The organism is Embleya sp. L77 (assembly GCF_055557415.1).
This window is the reverse complement of sequence record NZ_CM145709.1, coordinates 3363612-3385652: the sequence shown is the minus strand read 5'-3', so window position 1 is coordinate 3385652 and position 22041 is coordinate 3363612. Positions and strand designations below refer to the sequence as shown.

Here is a 22041-nt window from a genome sequence, read left to right as displayed (position 1 = left end):
GTTGCCCAGTCATCCTACAAGTAGCTGCACAGTGCACGCGATCGCTGTCGGAGAACGCCGGCGCCCACGACCCCTCGGGCCGGTGTGTTCACCGTGCTCACGGCCGCGGGGCCGTCGTGGCCGGAACGATCCGGAAGTCCCGCAGGAACACCAGGTTGTGCAGGTCGGCCGCGGCGATCGCGCGCAGCGTGGGCAATTCCTCGGCGGCCTGTTCGGGGGTGAACACGTTCAGCGGCCATTCGCCCACCGTTCCGCCGCGCAGGTGCGGGTGGTGGAAGCCCGTGCCGTAGGTCGCCCGCAGGATGATCGGCGCGAGGCCGGCCGCCCGCTGCTGTGGCCAGGACAGCGCCCAGACCGCCTCCAGACCGCCGTCCCGAGCGCGTCGCACGCCGGTGGCGGTGTACTCGCCGGTGCCCATCAGCAGGTCGGTGTCCAGGTCCGCGAGCGCCCGGTGGGCGTACGGGTCGAGCAGCACGACGGCCGCGCGGAACAGCTCTTCCCGGTCCGTTCGGGAGACCGCGTCGCCGTGGGTGCCGTCGCGCAGGTCGGCGAAGTGCCGAAGCAGGGCGGTGTTGCTCATCGCATCCTCCGGGTGGGTCGGGCGCCGCGGTGGGCCGCCGCGTACGCGGTGCCCAGCCGGTGCCGGAAGGTCGGGTCGGTCAGGAAGGCGCCGTGCCCGGTGCCGGCGGGTTCGTGCCAGTCGACCGGGACACCGGCGGCCCGCAGCCGCCCGGCGTAGGCGCGGACGTCGTCCACGACCGGGTCGAGCGAGCCGACCGCGAGGATCGCGGGGGCGGCTCCGGCGAGGTCGGCGGCCTCATGCGGGGTGCTGTACAGGGGGCGCGCACCGACGGCGGCCGGGTGGATCGACGCCTGCCCCCGGTACGCCCGCCAGGCCGAGCCCAGCGCGGCCCGGGACGGGAAGGCCCCCGGTCGGCTGTGGTAGGACTCGGCCCGGCGGCCGGGATCGATCGGCGGATAGGCGAGCACCTGCGCGGTGAGCGGGCGGTCCGGGGCGCGCCGGGCCAGGGCGGCGGACGCGGCGATCGTGGCGCCCGCGCTGTCCCCGCCGACCGAGATCGGCTCGGCGCCCGCCCGGTCCCGGGCCCAGTCCAGCACGGTGAGCACGTCGAGCAGGGCGGCGGGGTGCGGGTGTTCGGGGGCCAACCGGTAGTCGACGCCGACCACCGTGGTCGAGCCGATCCGGGCCAGCTGGGTCAGCGCCGGCGCCCAGCCCGCGGTGGCCCCCGAGCGCCAACTCCCGCCGTGCGCCCAGACCAGGAGGCCGGCCGAGCCGGGGCCGCCGGGGAAGATCCGGACCGGGACGTCGTGGTCGGCACCGGGAATGGTGATCGCCGGCGGCAGGGTGTCGAAGGTGGTGTCGGTCGCGGTCATGACGGATCTCCTCGGTCTGCTCGTCGTCGGTCGATCGCGGCGGCTCGGGCTGCTTGTGCCGGCTCGGCACGGCCCGGGTGACTCGGTGACTCGGCGCGGCCCGGGCGGCTCGCGGTGGCTCGGCGCGGCCCGGCCGGCTCGGGCAACTCCGGCGCGAGCAAGGCAGGCTGGGGATCGAGGCGGCCGGGCCGTCGACCGTCGGGCTGTCGGCGGCCCGCCGGTGGCCACCGTCGGGCGGCGCTCAGCTCGTCGTCCGCCCGGTCCGCCGCGGGGCCAGGAACAGGCCCGCCAGCAGCGCGCCGAGCAGGACCAGGGCCGAGTCGACCAGGATCGCCACGGCGACTCCGGACAGGACAGCGTCGGGCCCGGTGCTGCCGAGCGAGCTCATCCGCGCGGTGGCGATCGCGCTCATGATCGGGATGCCCATCGTGATGCCCACCTGCTGGGTCATCGTGGCCAGACCGGTGGCCAGCCCCTGCTCGGCGTCCGGCAGGCCGGAGGTCGCGGTGACCATGAAGCCCACGATCATCAGCATGTTGCCCACACCGCCGACGAAGGTCGCCGCGAGCAACAGCCAGATCCAGCCGCCGGAGCTGCCGAGGGCGACCAGCGACAGGGTGGCCAGGGCCTGGACGACACCGCCCGCGACGATCGTGGTGCGGGTGCCGAACCGGCTCACCGCCCGGCCGCCGAGGGTGCCGCCGAGGACCGTGCCGATGCCCAGCACGCCGAACGCCAGCCCCGTGGCCAGCGGCGAGTAGTCCAGGACCTCCTGGAGGTAGAGCGTGAGCAGGAAGACCAGCGAGGTCTCGGTGACGAACGCGATCAGGCCGGACACGTTGCCCCAGAGCACCGAGCGGCGCTTCATGATGCCGACCGGGACCAGCGGCGAGGCGGAGCGCTGCTCGATGAACCAGAAGGCGACCAGGAGCACGGCGCCGGCGACCAGCGCCCCGAGGGTGGCGGGTTCGCCCCAGCCCTCGGCGCCGGCCCGGGTCAGGCCGAAGACCAGGGCCAGCAGGCCGCCGGTGACCGCGACCGCACCGGGCACGTCGAGCCGGGGCCGGTGGGCCGGCCGGGCGTCGGTGATCACGGACGGCGCCAGGATCAGCACCAGCGCGGCCACGGGCACGTTGACGAAGAAGGCCCAGCGCCACGACAACATGTCGGTGAGCAGGCCGCCCAGCACCGCGCCCGCGGTGAAGCCGGCCGACATCAGCGCGCCGTTCAGGCCCAGCGCCCTGTCCCGCAGCGGGCCCTCCTTGAACGCGGTGGTCAGCAGCGACAGGCCGGCCGGGGTCACCGCCGCGGTGGCCAGCCCCTGGAGCACCCGGGCGGTCAGCAACATCTCGGGCGATGTGGCGAAGCCGCCGAGCGCGGAGGACGCGCCGAGCAGGGCCATGCCGCCCAGGAACAGTCGCTTGCGGCCGAACAGGTCCGCGATCCGGCCGAAGAGCAGGGTGAAGCCGGCGGCGGTGAGCGCGAAGGCGGTGGCCACCCACTGCAGGTTGTTCAGCGAGAAGCCGAGGCCCTCGCCGACCACGGGCAGTGCGACGTTCAGAATCGAGAAGTCCACCGCGATCATGAACTGGGCGCCCAGGAGGAGGGTGAGGATCAGCTTCTGCCGACCGGTCATCCGATCCCCGGTCGGTACGGACGGGGCGGCGGGCGGAGCAGCAGGCGGAGCGGCGGGTGGGGACGCGAGGGGACGGGTGCCGTGCTCGAGCGTGGACATCTGAATCTCCCGAGATGCTCTAACGGGTCTGATTTCCCGTTAAGATGCTCGAAGGTAACACGCTGGATCGACTTAATGGAACAGGAGTCCCGTTATGAATCCGGACGGTCTCGCCGGCGATCCCCCTCCCGGCCCTGCCGAGCACATCGCGGAGCACACCCCCGAGCACGGCCCGGAGCCGGTCGACGGCCCGGCCGACCCCGGCACGGTCCGCCCCGGCGGGCGCACCGCCCGGGTCCGCGAGGCGGTGCTGCGCGCGGCCGGGGACGCGCTCGCCCGGCACGGCTTCGCCGGCCTGGACCTGGCCGACGTCGCGCAGCGCGCCGAGGTCGGCAAGACCACCGTCTACCGGCGCTGGGGCAGCACCACCGCACTCGTCGCAGACCTGCTGGCGGACATGGCCGAGAGCTCGGTGTCGCGCACCGAGACCGGATCGCTGCTCGGCGATCTGCGCGCCAACGCACACCTGGTGCGCCGCACGCTCACCGACGAGCGGCAGGGCGCACTGTTCAAGGCGGTGATCGCGGCCGCGACCTGCGACCCCCGTACCTCCGCCGCGTTGCACGCGTTCTACGCGACCCGGATCAAGGAGTGGGCGCCGTGCGTGGAGGCCGCGATCGCCCGCGGCGAGGTGCCGGCGGGAACGGACCCGCACGAGGTGATCCGGGCGGTGTCGGCGCCGCTGTACTACCGACTGCTGGCGAGCGGCGATCCGCTGGACGAGGCGAGCGCGGAGTGCGCCGCGGCGGCCGCCGCGGCGGCGGCCCGGGCCGGGGCGTACGTGCGCTGACCGAGAGCCGTGCCGGACCGTCCGCGGGAGCGCCATGCCCGGGCACGTATGGTCGACTGATGCGTTTGAGCACTGTGATCCTCCCGATCCACCGCTGGACCGAGGGCCGGAAGGTGTGGCGTCGCGCCGAAGACCTCGGCTTTCACGCCGCGTACACCTACGACCACCTGTCCTGGCGCAGCTTCCGCGAACGTCCGTGGTTCGGCGCGGTGCCCACCCTCACCGCGGCCGCCACGGCCACCGAGCGGCTGCGCCTGGGCACGATGGTCACTTCGCCCAACTTCCGGCACCCGGTCACCCTCGCCAAGGACCTCGCGGCCATCGACGACATCTCCAGTGGTCGGTTGATCGCCGGCATCGGCGCCGGCGGCACCGGCTTCGACGCCACCGCCCTGGGCGGGCAGCCGTGGTCCCCGCGCGAGCGGGCCGACCGGCTCGCCGAGTTCGTCCCGCTGCTGGACCGGTTGCTCAGCGAACCGGCGGTGACCCAGGAGGGCACCTACTACACCGCGAACGACGTGCGGATGATCCCGAGCAGCCGGCAGCGGCCCCGGGTGCCGATGTACATCGCGGCCACCGGTCCCCGAGGCATGCGGCTGACCGCGCGGCACGGCGAGGGCTGGATCACCTACGGCGACCCCCGCGATGCCGGGACCACCGCGGCCCGGGACTGCCCGGCCGTGATCGCCGAACAGCTCGAACGGCTCTCCGACGCCTGCGCGGCCGAGGGCCGCAAGCCCGAGGACTTGGCGAAGGTCCTGCTCCAGGGCTCGACCCAGGAGCGACCGCTGGATTCGGTGGACGCGTTCGTCGACTACGCGGGCCGCTACCGCGAGTTGGGCATCACCGAACTGGTGCTGCACTGGCCGGTGCCCGATTCGGTCTTCGCCGCCGACCAGGCTGTCTTCGAACGCATCGCGACCGACGGGCTGCGCCAACTCGACTGAGCGATCCGACCCGGCCCGCCGGCCGCCCGAGCGCTCGGCCCGGCCCCGCGGACTCGACGGATCGTTTCTGAGCGAGGATGTACCCGTGACGATCACGAATCGCCCACGCCTAGTGGCCACCGACCTCGACGGCACCATCGTGCGCGACGACGGGTCCATCTCCGCACGCACCCTCGCCGCACTGGAACTCGTCGAGGCGGCGGGCGCGGAGGTGGTCTTCGTGACCGGCCGGCCGCCGCGCTGGATGAGCCGTGTCGCCGAGGTCACCGGCCACCACGGCCTGGCCATCTGCGGCAACGGCGCGGTCGTGTACGACCTGCGGGCCGAGCGTGTGGTGGGCACCCACACGATGGATGTGACCGCGGCCCGCAAGGTCACCCGGCTGCTCCGCGAGGCGGTGCCGGACGTGTCCTTCGCGGTGGAGACCGAGACCGGCTTCATGCACGAGCCGGACTACCCCGCGCTGGAGCGCGACGTGTCGATCGTGCACGCGGTCGGTCCGGTCGAGGAACTGCTCACCGGTCCGGTGCTCAAGCTGCTCGCCCGGCACCACAGCCTGGACCCGGACGTCTTCCTCGCGCTGGCCCGCGACCGGGCCGGCGCGTACGCGGAGTTCACCCACTCGTCCGCGATCGCCCTGGTGGAGATCAGCGCGCTGGGGATCAGCAAGGCCAGCACCCTGGCCTGGTTCTGCGCGCAGCGCGGCATCCGCACCGAGGACGTGGTGGCGTTCGGCGACATGCCCAACGATCTGCCACTGTTGGCCTGGGCCGGACAGGCGTACGCGGTGGCCAACGCGCACCCCGACGTGCTGGCCGCGGTGGCCCGGCATACCGGGAGCAATCAGGAGGACGGCGTCGCCCAGGTGCTGGAAAAGTTGTTCGGTTGAGCCGGGCCGACTCCTGCCGGTATCGGTGTACGCACCAGCCGCCTCCCCGAACGCGTGACATCAAAGACACGCTTACGCGTGAAGGTTGCACAGAGTAGTCACTCTATTGCTTTCCGTGACATAGATTGACGCCGTGTACTCCCCCTCTCGGCCAGGGTCCCCACTGGCTGTGACGATCGACCGCTACCGGGTCGGCAAGGCTCTCTCGTTCCGGCCCATCGCCGAGGGCCTCCTCAACCGAGGCTACGAGGTCGTCACCACCAGGGGACGCTGGTTTCTCAAGCACTATCTGGACCAACGACCCGACACCATCCGCTTCCAGCACCGCATCACCCAACGGCTCGCCGGCTGCGGGATACCCGCGATCCCGCCGGTGGCGGACCGGCGCGGGCGCACCGTGTTCACCTCGCGCGGCCGCTGGTTCGCGCTGTATCCCTGGGTGGACGGCATCCACCGACGCGGCACCGATCTCGACGCCCGCGGCTGTGCCCGGGTGGGCGCGCTGCTCGGCGGCGTGCACGTGATGTTGCCCAAGCTGCTCCCGCCCGTGCAGCAGCCGCTGCTGGTGCCCACGGCCGACCCGCACGAATCGTTGGCCACCGTCGAACGCCTGCTCACCCGGATCCGGGCCCGAGCCGCGACCGACGCGTTCGACCGGCTCGCCGAATTGCGCCTGATCGAACGACGCGCGATGCTCCTACGGCACGCGCACCGGCGACCACGCGACCACGAGGCGCCGCGGACCGGCTACGTGCACGGCGATTTCCACCCGCTGAACCTGCTGTACCGGGGCAACGAGCCGGTGGCGATCATCGATTGGGACCGGCTCGCCGCACTGCCCGACACCGAGGAACTGGTCCGGGCCGCCCTGATCTTCTTCACCGACCCGATCTCGGGCACCCTCGACCTCGATCGGGTGCGCGGCTTCGTGGCCGGGTACCGCGGTGTGGTCGATCCGGGACCCACCCAACTCGCCGCCGCCGTGCACCGACTGTGGTGGGAACGGCTGAACGACTTCTGGATGCTCACCCGGCACTACCTCGAACACGACCCGCGGTGCGCCCCGCTGTTCCCCGCCTCCGCCGCGCTGATCGTGTGGTGGACGATGGCCTACGACGAGGTCCTGAAGGCGTTCCTGGGCTGAACCCGGCCCCGGTACGCGGAAACCCGCGTGCGCCACGGAGCGTGGCGCACGCGGGTTTCTCGCATCCTCGGATCAGGGGGTCGTGCCGCTGCCGCCGCCCGGATTGCCCGCGCCGCCGCCGACCGGGTCCGCCGGCTTCGTCTCGCCGCCGCCCTTGGTCGTACCCGGCTGCGTGGTCGCCGGATTGGTCGCTCGCGACGTCTCGGACGGCTTGGTCGGCGGGGGCGAGGTCGGCGCGTGCGACTGGCCCGAACTCGTCCCGCCCGGGTCCCGCGTGTTGTTGGCGGTCGCCGATGACCCACCACGCCACGTCGGCGTCGAGTTGGACGGGATCGTAGTCGCCGTCGCCTTGCCGCTCGGAATGGGCTGGTTGCTCATCCCGGGTTGTGCGCCACCGTCGTTGGTCACCGGCGCAACGGGCTTCTTGTCCGTCGTCGTCGGACTGTCGTCGTCCTTCTGCATCCCCTTGACCAGGAACACCGCCCCGACCACGACCAGGATCACCGCGATCGCGGCCATCAGGTAGAGCGGCACTCGGCGCTTGTGCGGCGGCTCCTGCGGCAGGATCGGCAGCGGGCCGGTGCCGCCGTCGTTGGCGCCCTGCCCGGGCACCGCCGCCCCGGTGGCGGTGCCTCCCGCGAGCGGCGGCATCGCCGCGGTGGCCTCGGCCGAGCCGGTGTGCGCCGAGGCCGCGGCCGCACCGGTGGCGACCTGGCTCCACGAACCGAACTCGGGTCGCTGACCCTGCTGGGTCGGCACCCGCGGCGGGACCACGACCGAGACCTGCTGACCGGCCAGCGCACGGCGGATGTCCATCCGCATCTCGTCGGCGGTCTGGTACCGGTCGTCGGGGTTCTTCGCCAGCGCCTTCAACGCGATCGCGTCCAGGTGCGGGGGCACCCGCGGATCCATCATCGACGGCGGCCGCGGGTCGTCCTGGACGTGCTGGTACACCACCGACAGCGGCGTGTCACCGTTGAACGGCGGACGCAGCGCGAGCAGTTCGTAGAGCAGACAACCGCTGGAGTACAGGTCGCTGCGCGCGTCCACGGTCCGGCCCAGGGCCTGCTCCGGCGACAGGTACTGCGGCGTGCCCATGACCATGCCGGTCTGGGTCATCGTGGTTGCCGCGCTGTGCATCGCGCGGGCGATGCCGAAGTCCATCACCTTGACCGCGCCCGAGTTGGTGATGATCACGTTCGCGGGCTTGATGTCGCGGTGGATGATGCCGTGCCGGTGGCTGTACTCCAGCGCCTCCAGGATCCCCTCGGTGACCCGAAGCGCCTGCTCCAGCGGTATGGGGTTGCCCTCGCCGAGCAGTTCCCGCACCGTCCGACCCTCGACGCACTCCATCACGATGAACGGCACCAGCTCGTCGCCGACCCGGTCCTCGCCCGTGTCGTAGACCGACACGATCGCGGGGTGGTTGAGCGATGCCGCGTTCTGCGCCTCGCGGCCGAACCGGGAGCGGGCCACCGGGTCCTGCGCGAGGTCCGGGCGCAGCGTCTTGACCGCGACGGTACGGCCCAGCCGTACGTCGTGGGCCATCAACACCTCGGCCATGCCGCCACGACCGAGCTGGCGACCGAGCTCGTAGCGGCCGGATCCGACCGTCTTCACCTGTGTGCCGGACGCCTCACGGTCGTCCGGTCCCTTCGGCGGGGTCATCGCTCCTCGCCCTGCACGTCGGGGCGGCCCGCCCGGGGCCGCCGAACTGGGGCGATGGAGTCCGCCGCGAGCAGGTCGGAGCGGAAAACACCACGGGAGCGGGGGAGCACGACGGTTCCAACGATCAGCCGGCCACAAAGGCACGCCGATTCGGGCGTCAGGGTTGTGGCCGGGGACTCGGCGATCATCCTCGACAGTCCCCTCACGTGGCGTCCGGGCGTGAGCCCGCGCCGAAGTGCAGATGAAATGTGGTGCATCCTCGCTTCAAGTCCCGAAACGATACCGGGATCAGCGGTACTCCCGGGTGAAGAGCCCATCGTAACGGGATTCCGGATCCCCGGCCGATGCCTTCCCCGGGTGCGCCGGCACACACCGCGAGATCCGGCCGGCCCGTCCGCGCGGATCCGGTTCAGCGCAACATCAGGAGCGATGCGAGCACGGCCAGGACGCCCAGTACGGTCGCCGCGAACGCCGCGCCCGCGCCGCTCCTGCGGCCGTACGCGCCCGGTGCGCTGTGTGCGCCCGCCGAGCGGGCCCTGGGCCCGAACCCGGACATCACCCGCGCCCACGGCGGACCACCACCGGGCGGACGCTGCGGACGCCGGCCCACCGGTCCCGGCTGTCCCATCGGCCCCACCGCCATCGCCGGACCCGGCGGTCCGGCCGGCGATGCCGGGACGCCGGCGCCGTACAGGACCGAGTCCCACACGTCCTCGGGCAGGATCCGGCGCACCGCCTCGCGCATCCGCCCGGCGGTGTCGAAGCGCAGATGCGGATCCTTGCGCAGCGCGTGCAGCACCAGATCGTCCACCGCGGCGGGCACGTCGGGCCGGTACGCGGACGGCGGGGTCGGCTCCTCGCGCATGTGCCGGTAGGCGATGTGCACGGCCGTACCGCCGTCGAACGGCGGCACGCCGACCAGCAGTTCGTGCAGCAGGCAGCCCACCGAGTACAGGTCGCTGCGGGTGGACGCGGGGTGTCCGAACGCCTGCTCGGGCGAGAAGTACTGCGGGGTGCCCATGATCCGACCGGGGTCGGTGAGCGCACCGTCGGTGATGAACAGCGCGCGGGCGATGCCGAAGTCCATCACCTTGACCGCGCCGCTCGGCGTGATCATCACGTTGACCGGCTTGATGTCGCGGTGCACCAGGCCGCGGTCGTGGCTGTACTCCAGCGCGTCCAACACCTTCGCGGTGATCGCCAGGGCACGCGGCCACGGCACCGGACCGTGTGCCTCCAGCAGATCACGCAGGGTCAGCCCCCGGATCAGCTCCATCACGATCCACGGCACCAGCACGCCGTCCTCGCCCGGGTCGGCACCGGTGTCGAACACGGAGACGATCGTGGGGTGGTTCAGCGCGGCGGCGTGCTCGGCCTCGCGGGCGAACCGCGAACGCGCGATGGTGTCCTCGGCCAGGTCGCTGCGCAGCCGCTTGACCGCGACGATGCGATCGAGCATCAGGTCGTGCGCCTCGTGCACCACGGCCATGCCACCGCCGCCGATCCGGCGCCCGGTGCGATACCGCCCGCCGCCGAAGACACGCCCGTTCGCCCGAGCCGGGTCCCCCGAAACGGTCACCCTCAGGCCGCCCTCCACGCTGCACCACTCGCGCACGACCTCGGTGCGCGTCGACCTACCCGAAAGCGCTCCCGTCGCATCGCCGACAGCCTGTCAGAGACGCGACGAGAGCGCAGCGGGTCGGCGCCAACCGGCACCGCCCCTACCGGAACGCTAGAGGTAGGGACCCGACTGGGTGTGCGGCGGCTCACCCTGCCCGCCGGGGACCACGCCGGGCGGAAGGGCCCGACGCATCGTCTCCAGCTGTGCGCGCGCCGCCATCTGCTGTGCGAACAACGCGGTCTGGATGCCGTGGAACAGGCCCTCCAGCCAACCCACGAGCTGCGCCTGCGCGATCCGCAGTTCGGATTCGCTGGGCACCGAGTCGTGCGTGAACGGGAGCGAGAGCCGCTCCAGTTCCTCGACCAGTTCCGGGGCGAGCCCCTTCTCCAGTTCCTTGATCGAGCTGGCGTGGATCTCCTTGAGTCGCACCCGGCTCGCCTCGTCGAGAGGAGCCGCGCGCACCTCCTCCAGCAGCTGCTTGATCATGCTGCCGATGCGCATGACCTTCGCGGGCTGTTCGACCATGTCGGTCACCGCGAGTTCACCGCCCTCTTCACCGAGGCCGCCACCGAGCGCCATGCCATCCGGCCCGACGATCACCACCTGCGGGTTCTCACCATTCGCTTCGTTGTTCGGCGTATCCATGCATCTCATCCTAGGAGCGCCGAGAGGTTATGCCGTCCTGCCGCGCACCACTGTGCGAGATCGTGTCAAAAGCGCCGCGAGCAGGGCCGCGAGGATCGGCGGCACGATCAGCGCGAGGCCCGGTTGCGACCACGGAATCACCGGTTCGGGGGCATGCGGCAGGCTCTCGGCCTCGGCGGACATCACGTCCCACAGGGCGGACTTTTCGCCCCGCCGCACGACCACCCCCAAAGCGGATCAGCCGGCGAACGGGCCAGTCGTCAATGGTCGTTGGAGATCCCGTTGCGGCAGTTGAAGTTGAACGTGTACCGCTCGGTCTGGGCGTTGGCGACCGGTTGCAGGATCAGCAGCTGCACGACCCCGCTCACCTCGCCGAAGAGTTGCGGCGGGATCCGCCAGGGGAGCGGAATGGTCTGCTGACGCGGGCCGCTACCGGTGAAGTGCAGGATGTCCGGTGTCATCGTGAACGGCACATCGGATACCCACTGGAAGATCACGTCACCGGGGCCCTGCCCGTCCACGACCACGGTGCCGAGGAACTCCACCTGGTCGATCCCGTTGCAGCGCACCCAGGAGCCGTTCGCCCGGTCGGCGCCGAGCCGCAGGTCGCTCACCCGGAACCGCTGGCCCAGCGGTGGCGGCGCGGTCGGCGAGGCGCCGCCGGGGCCGGCCGTCGTGGTGGTGCCGCCGGATCCGCCGGACTGCCCGCCGGGAGCCCGCGTGGCGGGCGAGTCTCCCGGCCGATCACCCGAGGCGGGAGCGTTCCCCGGCGGTGCGGTCACCGTCTCGGTCACGGTGACCGTCGGCACCGGGACGGGCTGTCCGTTCGGGGTCGGCGATCCGCCGGACGTGGGCGCGGCGCCGGAGGGCACCGGGGTCGCCTCGATGCTCTGGTCCTGGGCGGGCAGTTGCGGTGGGATGCCCGCGGGTGAGGGGCCGGCTCCGTTGTGCCGGGCCTGCATTCCGGGGCCGGAGCCGCAGACGTTCGTGAGCACGAGCAGCGTGATGAGGGTCAGCGCGATGATCGTCGGGCCCAGCGGTATCCGCCTGTGAAACCCGCCGATCGACCACATCACGCCTCCTTCCCCCACCACCGGTCGGACGTTTCCGGAAGGTACCGATGTATCACGATCCGCATCCTCGACGAGCCTGCACCCTTCATCCGCGATGCGCCAGACACACAGTCTGCCCGGCTGGACCGACGCCCGTCGCGACTCTCAGCGTTGTCGCGTCGCCGGAAAACACCGGACAAGCAGTCCACCGGCGCAGACGATACCGGCTCCTCCGAGGGCGATCAGAGTCAAATTCACAACGGATGGACCGGTTCTGGGCAGCGTGGACGGCGCATCGAAGGCCGGAGGGGTGACAGGAGTGGAGGCGTCGGTCGAGGCATTCGGGTCGGACTCGATCAGATACCGCGCCACGATTCGCCCGCCGGAGCGCACGGCGTACACCCCGGGCCGATCGTCCTCGGTGATCTCCGCCCCCCAGGAGCGGAGTTCGTCCAGGCCGTCGGTGCCCCCGGTGAGCAGGAGTTCGTGCTCGACGTCGAGCACCGCCCGGCCCGACTCGTCGGTCAGCGGACGGGCACCGTGTGCGGCCAGCCGGTCCAGGAATCGATCCCACTCCTGTTGCGTCGGCGGGTCCGTGACCGGGGCCGGCTTCGGCGGGCCGGTGGGCTCGGCCGGCGCATGCCCGTGTACCGGTGGATCGGGGTGCAGTTCGGCCGCGGCCGGCGCCCGACCGCGTGGGGAGGCGGCCGCGTCCGCGTCGCCGGTCGGGGCGCTCGCCGGCGGCGACCCGCCGATCGGGGCGGGCGGGGGAGCGGACGCCGCGCTCGCGCGGACCGGGACGGCAGCCGGCGACGCGACACCGGGAAGCGCCGACCCACCGGCGAGCGCATCGGTCAGGGCCGGGGCACCGGAAAGGGCGAGGGCCGCCGCGAGCACACACCCGGCAGCCAATCGACGTGCGAAGCCGCCGGGGGTAGGCATGCCGCCAGACTAAGGAAAATCGACAAAAGACCCATCCAGCGACATTCGCCGCACCGGGATGGTCATCCGATTTTCATTCGTCCGGCGGCAGGCCGGCCCGACCGCCGCACCGGCACCCACCCGCGGCGCCGTCTCGCCCCGCCCGCGACACCCCGACGGCCCGCGCCCGCCGGGTCAGCGCACCTTCAGCAGCACCTTGCCGATGTGCCCGCTCGCCTCGACCACGCGGTGCGCCTCGGCCGCGTCGGCCACCGGCAACACCCGATCGATGATCGGCCGGATCCGGCCCGCGTCCAGGAGCGGCCACACGTGCTCGCGTACGGCCGCCACGATCGCGGACTTCTCCGACATCGGGCGCCCCCGCAGCGAGGTCGCCGCGATCGCGGCCCGCTTCATCAGCAGCTTGTTCAGGTCCAGTTCGCCGCGGGCACCACCCTGAAGACCGATCACCACGAGCCGGCCGTTGACCGCAAGCGCGTCCACGTTGCGATCGAGGTACTTGGCGCCCATGTTGTCCAGGATCACGTCCACCCCGGCCCCGTCGGTGGCCTCGCGGACCCGGGCCACGAAGTCCTCGTCCCGATAGTTGATCGTGACGTCGGCGCCCAGTTCGCGGCAGCGGGCCAACTTGGCCGCCGACCCCGCCGTGGCGAACACCCGGGCACCCGCCGCCGAGGCCAACTGGATCGCCATCGTGCCGATGCCACTGGAGCCGCCGTGCACCAGGAAGGTCTCGCCCTTGCGCAGGTGGGCGACCATGAACACGTTCGACCAGACCGTGCACACCACCTCGGGCAGTGCCGCGGCCGAGACCAGGTCCATCCCGTCGGGCACGGGCAGCAGTTGGCCGGTGGGCACCCGGACCCGCTCGGCGTACCCGCCACCCGCGAGCAGCGCACACACCTCGTCGCCGACCGCCCAGCCGGACACCCCCGCGCCGACCTCGACGATCCGGCCGGACGCCTCCAGACCGGGGTGGGCGGACGCACCCGCGGGTGGATGGTAGAACCCCTGGCGCTGCAACAGGTCGGCCCGGTTGACCGCCGACGCGGCCACCTCCACCAGCACCTCGCCGGGTTCGGGTTTCTCGTCCGGAACCTCGGTCCAGGTCAGTACCTCGGGCCCGCCCGGTTCGGCAATCGTGATCGCGTACATGGCATCCAGCCTATGAGTCGCCCGTCTTCGGCTGCGGTTTGTGTGTTTTGATCACCACGAGTCGGTCGCCTGCCCCGAGTACCGCTGCCTCGGGGTCATCGTGCCGCAACGTACGGTGTCCGCGCACCACGGCCACCACCAGATCGCCGCACTCGCCCGGCGACTTGCCCGCCTCGCGCTTGTCGATCGGCCGCTCGACCAGGTCCATGCCCTCGCCGTAGTGCATGAGGTCCTCCATCACCTCACCGACGTTCGGGCTGAGCAGCGAGACCCCGAGCAGTCGGCCCGCCGCGCTCGCGGTGGTGACCACCGAGTCGGCTCCGCTCTGCCGGATCAGCGGCGCGTTCTCGTCCTCGCGCACCGCCACCACGATCCAGGCCCGCCGGTTCAACTGCCGCGCGGTCAGCGTGACCAGGGCCGCGGTGTCGTCCCGGTTGACCGAGACGATGATGTTCCGCGCCCGCTCCACCTCGGCCCGGCGCAGCACCTCCGCCCGGGTCGCGTCGCCGGAGACCACCACGAGCTTGTCGTCGTCGCTCGCCTCGGTGACCGCCTCGGGGTCGGAGTCGACGACGACTATGTTCTCGCGCGAGATCCCCTGTGCCATCAGCGTGTGCACCGCGCTGTATCCGGTCGTGCCGTAGCCGACCAGGATCGTGTGGTCGCGCAACGTGGACCTCCAACGGTTGAGCCGCAACTGCTCCCGCGTGCGCTCGGTGAGCACCTCGAGGGTCGTGCCGACCAGGATGATCAGGAAGATCACCCGCAGCGGGGTGATCAGGACGACGTTCACCAGGCGGGCGCCGTCACTGGCGGGGGTGATGTCGCCGTAGCCGGTCGTGGACAGGGTGACCGTCGCGTAGTAGATCGCGTCGAGCAGCGAGACCCGCTCGTCCACGGCATCGCGGTAGCCGTCCCGATCGAGGTAGACCACCAGGATGGTGACCGCCAGGACCAGCAGCGCCATCCCGAACCGGCGCAACACCTGCATCAGCGGACCGGGACGGTCCTTGGGGATGTGTACGGTCGCGCCCGCCTGCCCGGCCAGGCCCGCCGGTTCGTCGGAGCGTTTCTTCAGCGCCGGCAGCGGCCGGGCGAGCGCGCCGCGCGGCCCGCGGCGATCGGCCGGCCGGTCGTCGGGAAAGCGCACGGTCTTCATCGCGGTGCCCCGAGCACCTCGACCCGCTCGCCCGCACGCGCGCCGCCGGGCGGCACCACCGCGATGCCGTCGGCGATCGCGAGTCCGCGCAGCATCGCCGGGCCGGAGAAGGCCAGCGGGCGATCCCCGCGCATCGGCACCAGGCGGGTGTCGCACGGGTGGCCGGCGATGTCGACGCCGACCCTGATCCGGCGCGGGCGCGGTTCCGGGCGCCCGGAGAGCCGGCGCAGCAGCGGCACCGCGAGGGTGAGCATGCCGGCCACCGCGGCCAGCGGGTTGCCGGGCAGGCCGACCAGATAGCGGCCCGCGCCCGGGCGCTCGCCGGGCAGGTGGGCGAGCAACATCGGATGCCCGGGCCGGACCGCCACGCCGTCCACCAGGATGTCCGCCTCCAGATCGGCGAGCAGCCGGTGCACGTGATCGCGCGGGCCGTCGGCGGTGCCGCCGGTGGTGATCACCACGTCGGCGCGGGATGCGCTCACGAGTCCGCGCAGCGTGTCCAGGTTGTCCCCGACCCGGCGAACCCGCAGCAGGTCGGCGCCGAGGGTACGCAGCCACGGCGTGATCAGCGGGCCGAGCGCGTCCCGGATCCGGCCCTCCCTCGGCAGCCCGGCATCGAGCAACTCGTCGCCCAGCACCAAGAGTTCCACCCGCGGCCGGTCGACCACCACGAGTTCGTCGTAGCCGGAGGCGGCGGCCAGCCCGGTGACCCCGGGGGTGACCGTGGTGCCGGCCGGCAACAATTCGTCGCCGCGCCGGCACTCCTGACCGCACGCGCGGATGTCGGTGCCCTGCTGGATGTGCACGTCGGCGAACAGCGTGCGGCCCTCGACCCGGCTCTGCTCGCTGCGCAGCACGGCGGTGGCCCCGTGCGGGACCCGCGCGCCGGTGGCGATCTCGACCGCGTCCCCGTCGCGCATCACGCCGATCTCCGCGCCCGCGTCGCCCGCGAGCAGCCGCCCGCGCACCCGCCACGGCCCGGGGCCGGCGACTGCCCACCCGTCCATCGCCGAGGTGTCGAAGGAGGGCAGATCGGTGAGCGCGACGATGGGCCGGGCCAGTACGTGATCGCGCGCGTGGTGCAGCGTGCGCGAGACGGCGGGCAGCGGTCGGCCGGCCGCGCGGGCGGTGGCCCGGGCCTCGGGCCAGCCCAGTGCCTGTTGCGGGTGCGGCTCGGAACGCGCCATGGTCCGACTCTCCCGAGAGATCATCGGGCGTCCGGCTCGGAGCCCGTGCCGCGGCGCTCGGCGAGGTCCTGTGCCTGGCGCAGTGCCTCGGCCACCGCCGCCGCGCCGCCGCCCCGACTCGCCGCCGCGTAACCGACCAGGAAGGAGGTGAGCGGCGCGGCCGGTCGCTGTACGTTGTGCGCCGCCACCCGGGTCATGTCCAGCAGCGCCGCGATGTCCACGTCCAGCTCGATGCCCAGTTCCTGCTTGACCGCTTCGGTCCACTCTTCCAAGCCAGTCATGTCTCTCCTCTTCGGGGCTGTGTCCATCCTCCCCGACCGTGCTCGCGCGTCGCGCACATCGGCCCAGGTGTCGCAGTCGAACACGGCGTCGGGGTCGGCCCGGATCCGGCGCGGCGCGAGCGGCTCGACCACCCGGCGCAGCGGCGCCCCGGCCGGTTCGGCCAGGGCCGCGACGCCGGCCCGGAGCGCGGCGGTGCGATAGGCGCCGAGCAGGATCTGATCGCGCCCGTCGGCATCGACCGCGACCGCGCCGGCCGGACCGGGCTCCCGGTCCAGCGCGGCCACCAGGCGCTCGATCAACTCGGCGGGCACGAACGGCAGATCTGCGGCGAGCAGCACCACCACCTCGGCCCGGACCAGCGGCAGTGCGGCGGCCAGCGCGGCCACCGGGCCGCCGCCGGGCGGATCCTCGCGCACCCACACCACCTCGCGCCCGGTGGCCCGGCGCGGCCCGGCGACCACGATCCGCTCGGCCCCGGCCAGCGCGGTGAGCACCCGGTCGAGCAGCGAGACGCCCGCCACGAGCAGGCCCGGCTTGTCGGCGCCGGCCAGCCGACGGGCCGCGCCGCCGGCCAGGACGACCGCGTCCCAGCCGCTCACGTCGGTGCGTTCGCGGAGGTCGTGGACCAGCGGAAGAGCGTCATCGCGACGCTGGTCGCGAGGTTGTAGCTGGACACCTTCGGCCGCATCGGGATGGCCACGAGCCGGTCGGCGCGCTCGCGCAGCGCCGCCGAGACGCCGTGTCGCTCGGTGCCGAACGCCAGGATCGCGTCGTCCGGGATCTCGATGTCGCGCAGGTCGGCGCCCTCGGGATCGAGCACGAAGACCGGTCCGGCCGGCAACGCGTGCGGATCCACCCGGGCGACCGTGGTCGCGAAGTGCAGCCCCGCACTGCCGCGGACCACGTTGGGGTGCCACGGGTCCAGGTCGCCGGTGGTCAGCACGGCGGCGACGCCGAATCCGGCGGCCAGCCGCACCACCGCCCCGACGTTGCCCAGGTTGCGCGGGTTCTCCAAGAGCACGATCGGCGCGCTGCGGGCCCGTCCCGGCTCGGGCTCGGGGCGACCGGCCAGTGCCACCACCCCGGTCGGGCTGCCGCGCGGGACCAGGTCGCGCAGGAACGGCTCGGACACCTCGTGCGCCGTCTCCTGCAGGTAATCGCCCACGTCGGCCGCGAGTTCGTCGGCCAGGGCGACAACCGCCGCCCGGTCGGTGGTCACCACGAGTTCGATCTCGGCGCCGAACCGCAACGCGTGCTTGACCGCGTGGAAGCCGTCGAGCAGCACCGCCCCGGGCGAGGCGGCCCGCCACAGTGCGAGGGTCTGCGTCTCCTGGGGGTTCATGGCAGCAGCGTAGGACCTGTCGAACCGGGTCCCGGACGCGCGGCGGCGGCATGCGCCGCCCGGCCCGGGACCCTGCGGGCACGGTCGGATCAGGCCCGGCTCGACGCCGAGGCCACCCCTTCGAGTCCGTCGGACGTATTTTGCGCGGGTGGCTCCGTGCCGACCACGGGCGCCGGTTTCGCCGCGGCCGGTCCGCGGCGCAGCCGAGCCGTCAGCCGGGTGAGCACTCGCGATCGGGTCCAGATCAGGAACGCGGTGGGCAGGAACAGCGCGTCGCCCACGGACATGGACGCGGAGAATGCGGGCAGGCCCAGCATGATCGCGATGCCGAAGTGCATGCCGAGCAGGATCACGATCGCGACGTACTTGACCCGCTTGGCGAACAGCATGAACACGAAGCCGACCTGGATGAACACCGTGAGGTAGCTGATCAGCACGCCCATCTCGGCGTTCTCGCCGAGCATGTGGCTGAGCCCGGGCCACGGTGCGAAGTACTCCAGGTTGAGCACGTAGTGCATCGCTGTGCCGTCCTGCCAGTACGAGCCCTGCACCTTGTACAGCCCGGCCGCGCCGTAGATGAAGCACACCTCGGCGGCGATCACGAACAGCGCGCAGTTGTGCACGGCGGTCACCAGGCCGGCCCGTACCTGCTCGACCTGGCGGGGCAGCCGCCACAGCGCGCCGAAGGCGATCGCGATCCCGGGGATCCAGATCCAGCGGCAGACGAACGCGAAGGAGAACTCCGGGTCCAAGGCCCACGAGTCGCCTCGGCAGGTGGTGCCGAGCGCGACCATCGCGATCAGCGCGACCAGCACGCCGATCTCGTGTCCGGGTCCGGTGCCGGGGCGGATCCCGGTGCGCCTGGCCCGGCGGGCGTCCAGCGACCAGACCCGTCCGCATGCGGTGAAGGCGAGGTAGATCGACATCAGCAGCAGGACGGTGTCGCCGCCGTCGGTCATCAGGATGGACCGGCTGTTGAAGGACACGACCATGATCGCGAACAGGATGCTCGTCGCCCGGGTGTGCCATCCGAGCACGAACAGCGCGCTGATCACGATCGCCGCGATGTAGACGCCTTCGAACCACATCCGCGAGTCGCTCTCCAGGAGCAGGCTCACCCCGCCGATGCCGCCCAGCAACTCCCGGGCCATGTCCGGCGACCAGGCCGACTGGTCGCCCCAGATCTCCCGGCGGTTGAAGTACTCGCGGATCAGGCCGACCAGGAAGACCAGGCCGTAGCCGATCCGCAGCAGGGCCGCCTGGTGCACGGCGAAGGTACGGGTGCTGACCGTGTCGAGGGCGTGCACCAACCACCCGCCGACGGCGTCCTCGACCCGGCGGTACGCACTTGCCGCGCCGCGCGGCTGCGGCTCAGCGGAAGTCATCGGGCTTCGTCTCCCACCAGCCGAGCGTGCGATACGAGGTTTCCGGCCCGACCTTCGCGTCCGGCTTGCCGATCGGCGTGGTCGCGACCCGGATCCGGACGGATTCGAGTCCGCGGCCGGCTCCCGCGTCCTGGAAGCGGTGCACCACGATCCGGCGCAGGTAGCGCTGGGTCAGCGGGCCGCGCGTGCCGATCGCCGACTCGTCCTTGGCCTCGTGCGCGTCGGCATAGCTCGACCACGCGCGTCGGATCATGTTCTGGTCGGCCTTGCTGGGATAGGGGTTGCCCCGGATGTGCTCCAGGTCGTTTCCGGTCAGGTCGGACCAGTCGGACTCGACGACGCTGCCGTCCGCGCCGCGTATCCGCGACTGGGCCTGGAGGCGGAAGTTCTCCGACATCGGATTGGGCGCGAACAGCGCCCAGTTCTGCTCGAAGTACGGGTAGATCCAGGTGCCGGTCGGCTTGCGGTACTCCTGGCTCAGCGTGTTGCTCGGGGCGACGTGCAGGAAGACGAAGAACACGTGCACCAGGGTCACCAGGATCGCGAGCACGGCGAACAGCGCGGAGATCGAACGCACCGCGGTCGAGCGCTGTTCGTCCGAGGGCACCGCCGTCTCGATCGGGGTGTCCACGGGGGCGCGTTCCCCCGCCTGTGCCGGGATCCGCGCCGGCGGCCGGTCCGGATCCGGTGCCGGGCCCCGGTCCGCCGTCGTGTCGGCGGTCGAGGTGCCCACCGCCGCCGCACCCGCCTCGAGTCCGGGCTTCGACCGATCCGCCGGTTGCCCGGGCGTCGCGTCGTCAGGCGACTGCATGCCTCTCCCGTGGTCGATGGGCCCACCGGTCCGGACCCGTGCTGCCGGCACGCTACCGGGTCCGGTCCGCCGGTCGTACCGAAACCGTTGCCAACCACTCGGTCGAGACGGTTTCCGTGACCATAGAACGTGTTCTACTCTGAGCGGCGGTGCGATCCCGGCCCGACCACGATGTCCGGCACGGGGGTGCGGGCATACCGGGCCGGGGTCGCACCGTCACGACCGAGTCACCGGCTCACCTGCTCACAGGTCCAGCACGCCCTCACGGCCGTGCGCCCGATAGCGGCCGAGCAGTTCCTCCCGCCCCGCGTCGTCGAGCAGCCGGTACGCCGCGCCGCGCTCGGGCCGCCACCACACCTGCCCCGCCGCCCGGAAGCCCGCCCGCCGCAGGCCGACCTTGTGCACCTTGTTGGTCGCGGTGGTCGGCACCTCGTCCACCACCCGCACGAACATCGGCGCCATCTTGGTGCCCAGGTCCGGCTGCTCGGCCATGAAGGCGGCGAACTCCCCCGGGTCGAACTCGGCGCCCTCGCGCACCTGCACGCACGCCATCACCTGGTCCCCGGTCACCGGGTCCGGAACCCCGTACACGACCACGACCTCGAACGGCGCGAAGCGGGCGAGGATGCCCTCGATGCCGGCCACCGCCAAATTCTCGCCGTCCACCCGCAACTTGTCATCGGCGCGGGCGGCGAAGTAGAGGTATCCGGCCGCGTCCCGGTAGAAGTGGTCGCCCGTCCAGTACTGCCCGTCGCGCGCCCGGGCCGCCGACGCCTCCTCGTTGCGCCAGTACCCCTCGAACCCGTTGCGCCCGGTGTTGACCAACTCCCCGATCGCCGCGTCCCCGTTGACGAGTCGACCCGCCGCGTCGAACTCGGCCCGGGCGCACTCCCGGCCGGTCGCCGGATCGAGCACCGCGGCGTGCTCGGGACACGGCCCGACCGCGCCCGCGGGCGTGCCCGGCCGCCAGTTGACGCTCATGCCGCCCTCCGAGGAGCCGTACCCCTCGGTCAGCGCGCACCCGAACCGGGCCTCGAAGCGCGCCATGTCCACCGCACCCGCCTCGGTGCCGAACCCGGCGCGCAGCGGATTGTCCCGGTCGTCCGGCCGCTCCGGGGTGGCCAGCAGATAGGAGATCGCCCGGCCCACGTAGGTGAAGTAGGAGGCGTTGTAGCGGCGGATGTCGGGCAGGAACGCGGACGCCGAGAACCGCCGGCGCAGCGCGACCGCACCGCCCGCCCGCAGCGCCGGCGACCAGTTGGCCATCAACGCGTTGCCGTGGAACATCGGCATGCAGATGTAGTTGACGTCGTCCGGCCCGAAGCCGAACTGCTCGGACAACACGGTCCCGGCGCCGGCCAACCGGCCCTGCGAGCAGACCACGCCCTTGGGCGCGCCGGTGGACCCGGAGGTGAACACGATCAGCAGGCGATCTGCGGGATCCGCGACCAGGGCGGGCAGCGCGGCGTCCGCGTACGGGCGCAGCAGGTCGTCGTACGCGGGGTCGTCGACCACCAGGATCCGCTCCGCCGGGATCCCCAGGTCGAGCCCTTCGAGCAGGGGCAGGTGGGCGCGCTCGGTGACGATCACCCGGCACTCGGCGTGCGTGATGTCGCGCGCCAGCTCCGCGCCGCGCCGCGTGGAGTTCACCCCCACGAGGGTGGCGCCCGCCACCGCCGCGCCGGAGAGCCAGTGCGGGAACTCGGGCACGTTGTCGAGCAGGACGCCCACGTGCGGCTCGGCCCCGCTCGGGAGCAGGTCGGTGAGCAGCGCCGCCCGGGCGGCGGCGGCTCGGGCGAGTTCGTGGTGCGTCCAGGTCCGATCCTCGAAGTACAGCCCGGTCCGTTGGTCGCCCCACTGGTGATGGACGAGTTCCGCGATCGTCACCATGC

Annotated in this window: 21 protein-coding genes; 4 read left to right on the top strand and 17 right to left on the bottom strand. The window is 72.4% G+C overall.

Going from position 1 to position 22041, the window contains the following annotated elements; all coding sequences use genetic code 11:
• Positions 1 to 97: 97 nt before the first annotated feature.
• The 3 genes from ACZOOI_RS14450 to ACZOOI_RS14440 form a co-directional block, all read right to left on the bottom strand.
• Positions 98 to 580 (bottom strand): hypothetical protein, encoded by a 483-nt coding sequence (locus ACZOOI_RS14450; protein ID WP_465281017.1) that lies wholly within the window; start codon positions 578 to 580, stop codon positions 98 to 100.
• Positions 577 to 1395, bottom strand: a complete 819-nt coding sequence (locus ACZOOI_RS14445; protein WP_465281016.1) for an alpha/beta hydrolase fold domain-containing protein — start codon at positions 1393 to 1395, stop codon at positions 577 to 579. The genes ACZOOI_RS14450 and ACZOOI_RS14445 overlap by 4 nt, the downstream gene beginning before the upstream one ends.
• Positions 1396 to 1636: 241 nt before the next feature.
• Positions 1637 to 3031, bottom strand: a complete 1395-nt coding sequence (locus tag ACZOOI_RS14440) for an MFS transporter (protein ID WP_465281193.1) — start codon at positions 3029 to 3031, stop codon at positions 1637 to 1639.
• A gap of 193 nt (positions 3032 to 3224) precedes the next feature.
• Here ACZOOI_RS14440 and ACZOOI_RS14435 point away from each other — a divergent pair, with 193 nt between their 5' ends.
• The 4 genes from ACZOOI_RS14435 to ACZOOI_RS14420 all read left to right on the top strand — a co-directional run bounded on the left by ACZOOI_RS14435 (position 3225) and on the right by ACZOOI_RS14420 (position 6900).
• The gene (locus tag ACZOOI_RS14435; protein ID WP_465281015.1) at positions 3225 to 3920 is read left to right on the top strand and encodes a TetR/AcrR family transcriptional regulator; all 696 of its coding nucleotides are present in this window, start codon (positions 3225 to 3227) and stop codon (positions 3918 to 3920) included.
• Between the two features lie 59 nt (positions 3921 to 3979).
• Positions 3980 to 4867 (top strand): LLM class flavin-dependent oxidoreductase, encoded by an 888-nt coding sequence (locus ACZOOI_RS14430; RefSeq protein ID WP_465281014.1) that lies wholly within the window; start codon positions 3980 to 3982, stop codon positions 4865 to 4867.
• A gap of 85 nt (positions 4868 to 4952) precedes the next feature.
• Positions 4953 to 5756: an HAD family hydrolase gene (locus tag ACZOOI_RS14425; RefSeq protein WP_391587304.1), complete on the top strand. Its 804-nt coding sequence runs from the start codon at positions 4953 to 4955 to the stop codon at positions 5754 to 5756.
• A 169-nt stretch (positions 5757 to 5925) separates the two neighbouring features.
• Complete coding sequence (locus ACZOOI_RS14420) at positions 5926 to 6900, top strand: phosphotransferase (RefSeq protein ID WP_465281013.1); 975 nt, start codon at positions 5926 to 5928, stop codon at positions 6898 to 6900.
• Positions 6901 to 6972: 72 nt separating this feature from the next.
• On the opposite strand, the gene ACZOOI_RS14415 is transcribed toward ACZOOI_RS14420, so the two are convergent.
• The 14 genes from ACZOOI_RS14415 to ACZOOI_RS14350 all read right to left on the bottom strand — a co-directional run bounded on the left by ACZOOI_RS14415 (position 6973) and on the right by ACZOOI_RS14350 (position 22039).
• Positions 6973 to 8568 (bottom strand): protein kinase domain-containing protein, encoded by a 1596-nt coding sequence (locus tag ACZOOI_RS14415; protein ID WP_465281012.1) that lies wholly within the window; start codon positions 8566 to 8568, stop codon positions 6973 to 6975.
• A gap of 409 nt (positions 8569 to 8977) precedes the next feature.
• Complete coding sequence (locus ACZOOI_RS14410) at positions 8978 to 10147, bottom strand: protein kinase domain-containing protein (RefSeq protein ID WP_465281011.1); 1170 nt, start codon at positions 10145 to 10147, stop codon at positions 8978 to 8980.
• 153 nt (positions 10148 to 10300) lie between these two features.
• On the bottom strand, positions 10301 to 10834 hold the full coding sequence (locus ACZOOI_RS14405) for a bacterial proteasome activator family protein (RefSeq protein ID WP_026219578.1): 534 nt from the start codon (positions 10832 to 10834) through the stop codon (positions 10301 to 10303).
• Positions 10835 to 10861: 27 nt separating this feature from the next.
• Positions 10862 to 11053, bottom strand: a complete 192-nt coding sequence (locus ACZOOI_RS14400; RefSeq protein WP_465281010.1) for a hypothetical protein — start codon at positions 11051 to 11053, stop codon at positions 10862 to 10864.
• Positions 11054 to 11094: 41 nt separating this feature from the next.
• On the bottom strand, positions 11095 to 11907 hold the full coding sequence (locus tag ACZOOI_RS14395) for a hypothetical protein (RefSeq protein WP_465281009.1): 813 nt from the start codon (positions 11905 to 11907) through the stop codon (positions 11095 to 11097).
• A 144-nt stretch (positions 11908 to 12051) separates the two neighbouring features.
• Positions 12052 to 12828: a hypothetical protein gene (locus ACZOOI_RS14390; RefSeq protein ID WP_465281008.1), complete on the bottom strand. Its 777-nt coding sequence runs from the start codon at positions 12826 to 12828 to the stop codon at positions 12052 to 12054.
• Positions 12829 to 13002: 174 nt separating this feature from the next.
• On the bottom strand, positions 13003 to 13983 hold the full coding sequence (locus ACZOOI_RS14385) for an NAD(P)H-quinone oxidoreductase (protein WP_465281007.1): 981 nt from the start codon (positions 13981 to 13983) through the stop codon (positions 13003 to 13005).
• 10 nt (positions 13984 to 13993) lie between these two features.
• Positions 13994 to 15142, bottom strand: a complete 1149-nt coding sequence (locus ACZOOI_RS14380; protein WP_465281006.1) for a potassium channel family protein — start codon at positions 15140 to 15142, stop codon at positions 13994 to 13996.
• Positions 15139 to 16329, bottom strand: a complete 1191-nt coding sequence (locus tag ACZOOI_RS14375; RefSeq protein WP_465281005.1) for a molybdopterin molybdotransferase MoeA — start codon at positions 16327 to 16329, stop codon at positions 15139 to 15141. The genes ACZOOI_RS14380 and ACZOOI_RS14375 overlap by 4 nt, the downstream gene beginning before the upstream one ends.
• Positions 16330 to 16349: 20 nt before the next feature.
• A complete protein-coding gene (locus ACZOOI_RS14370) occupies positions 16350 to 17210 on the bottom strand; it encodes an NTP transferase domain-containing protein (protein WP_465281004.1) in 861 nt (286 codons plus the stop codon).
• Positions 17207 to 17953, bottom strand: a complete 747-nt coding sequence (locus ACZOOI_RS14365; RefSeq protein WP_465281003.1) for a TrmH family RNA methyltransferase — start codon at positions 17951 to 17953, stop codon at positions 17207 to 17209. Before ACZOOI_RS14365 ends, ACZOOI_RS14370 begins: the two co-directional genes overlap by 4 nt.
• Before the next feature lie 89 nt (positions 17954 to 18042).
• Positions 18043 to 19338: an HTTM domain-containing protein gene (locus ACZOOI_RS14360; protein ID WP_465281002.1), complete on the bottom strand. Its 1296-nt coding sequence runs from the start codon at positions 19336 to 19338 to the stop codon at positions 18043 to 18045.
• Positions 19325 to 20149 (bottom strand): DUF5819 family protein, encoded by an 825-nt coding sequence (locus ACZOOI_RS14355; protein WP_465281001.1) that lies wholly within the window; start codon positions 20147 to 20149, stop codon positions 19325 to 19327. Before ACZOOI_RS14355 ends, ACZOOI_RS14360 begins: the two co-directional genes overlap by 14 nt.
• Positions 20150 to 20392: 243 nt before the next feature.
• The gene (locus tag ACZOOI_RS14350) at positions 20393 to 22039 is read right to left on the bottom strand and encodes an AMP-binding protein (protein ID WP_465281000.1); all 1647 of its coding nucleotides are present in this window, start codon (positions 22037 to 22039) and stop codon (positions 20393 to 20395) included.
• Positions 22040 to 22041: the final 2 nt, after the last annotated feature.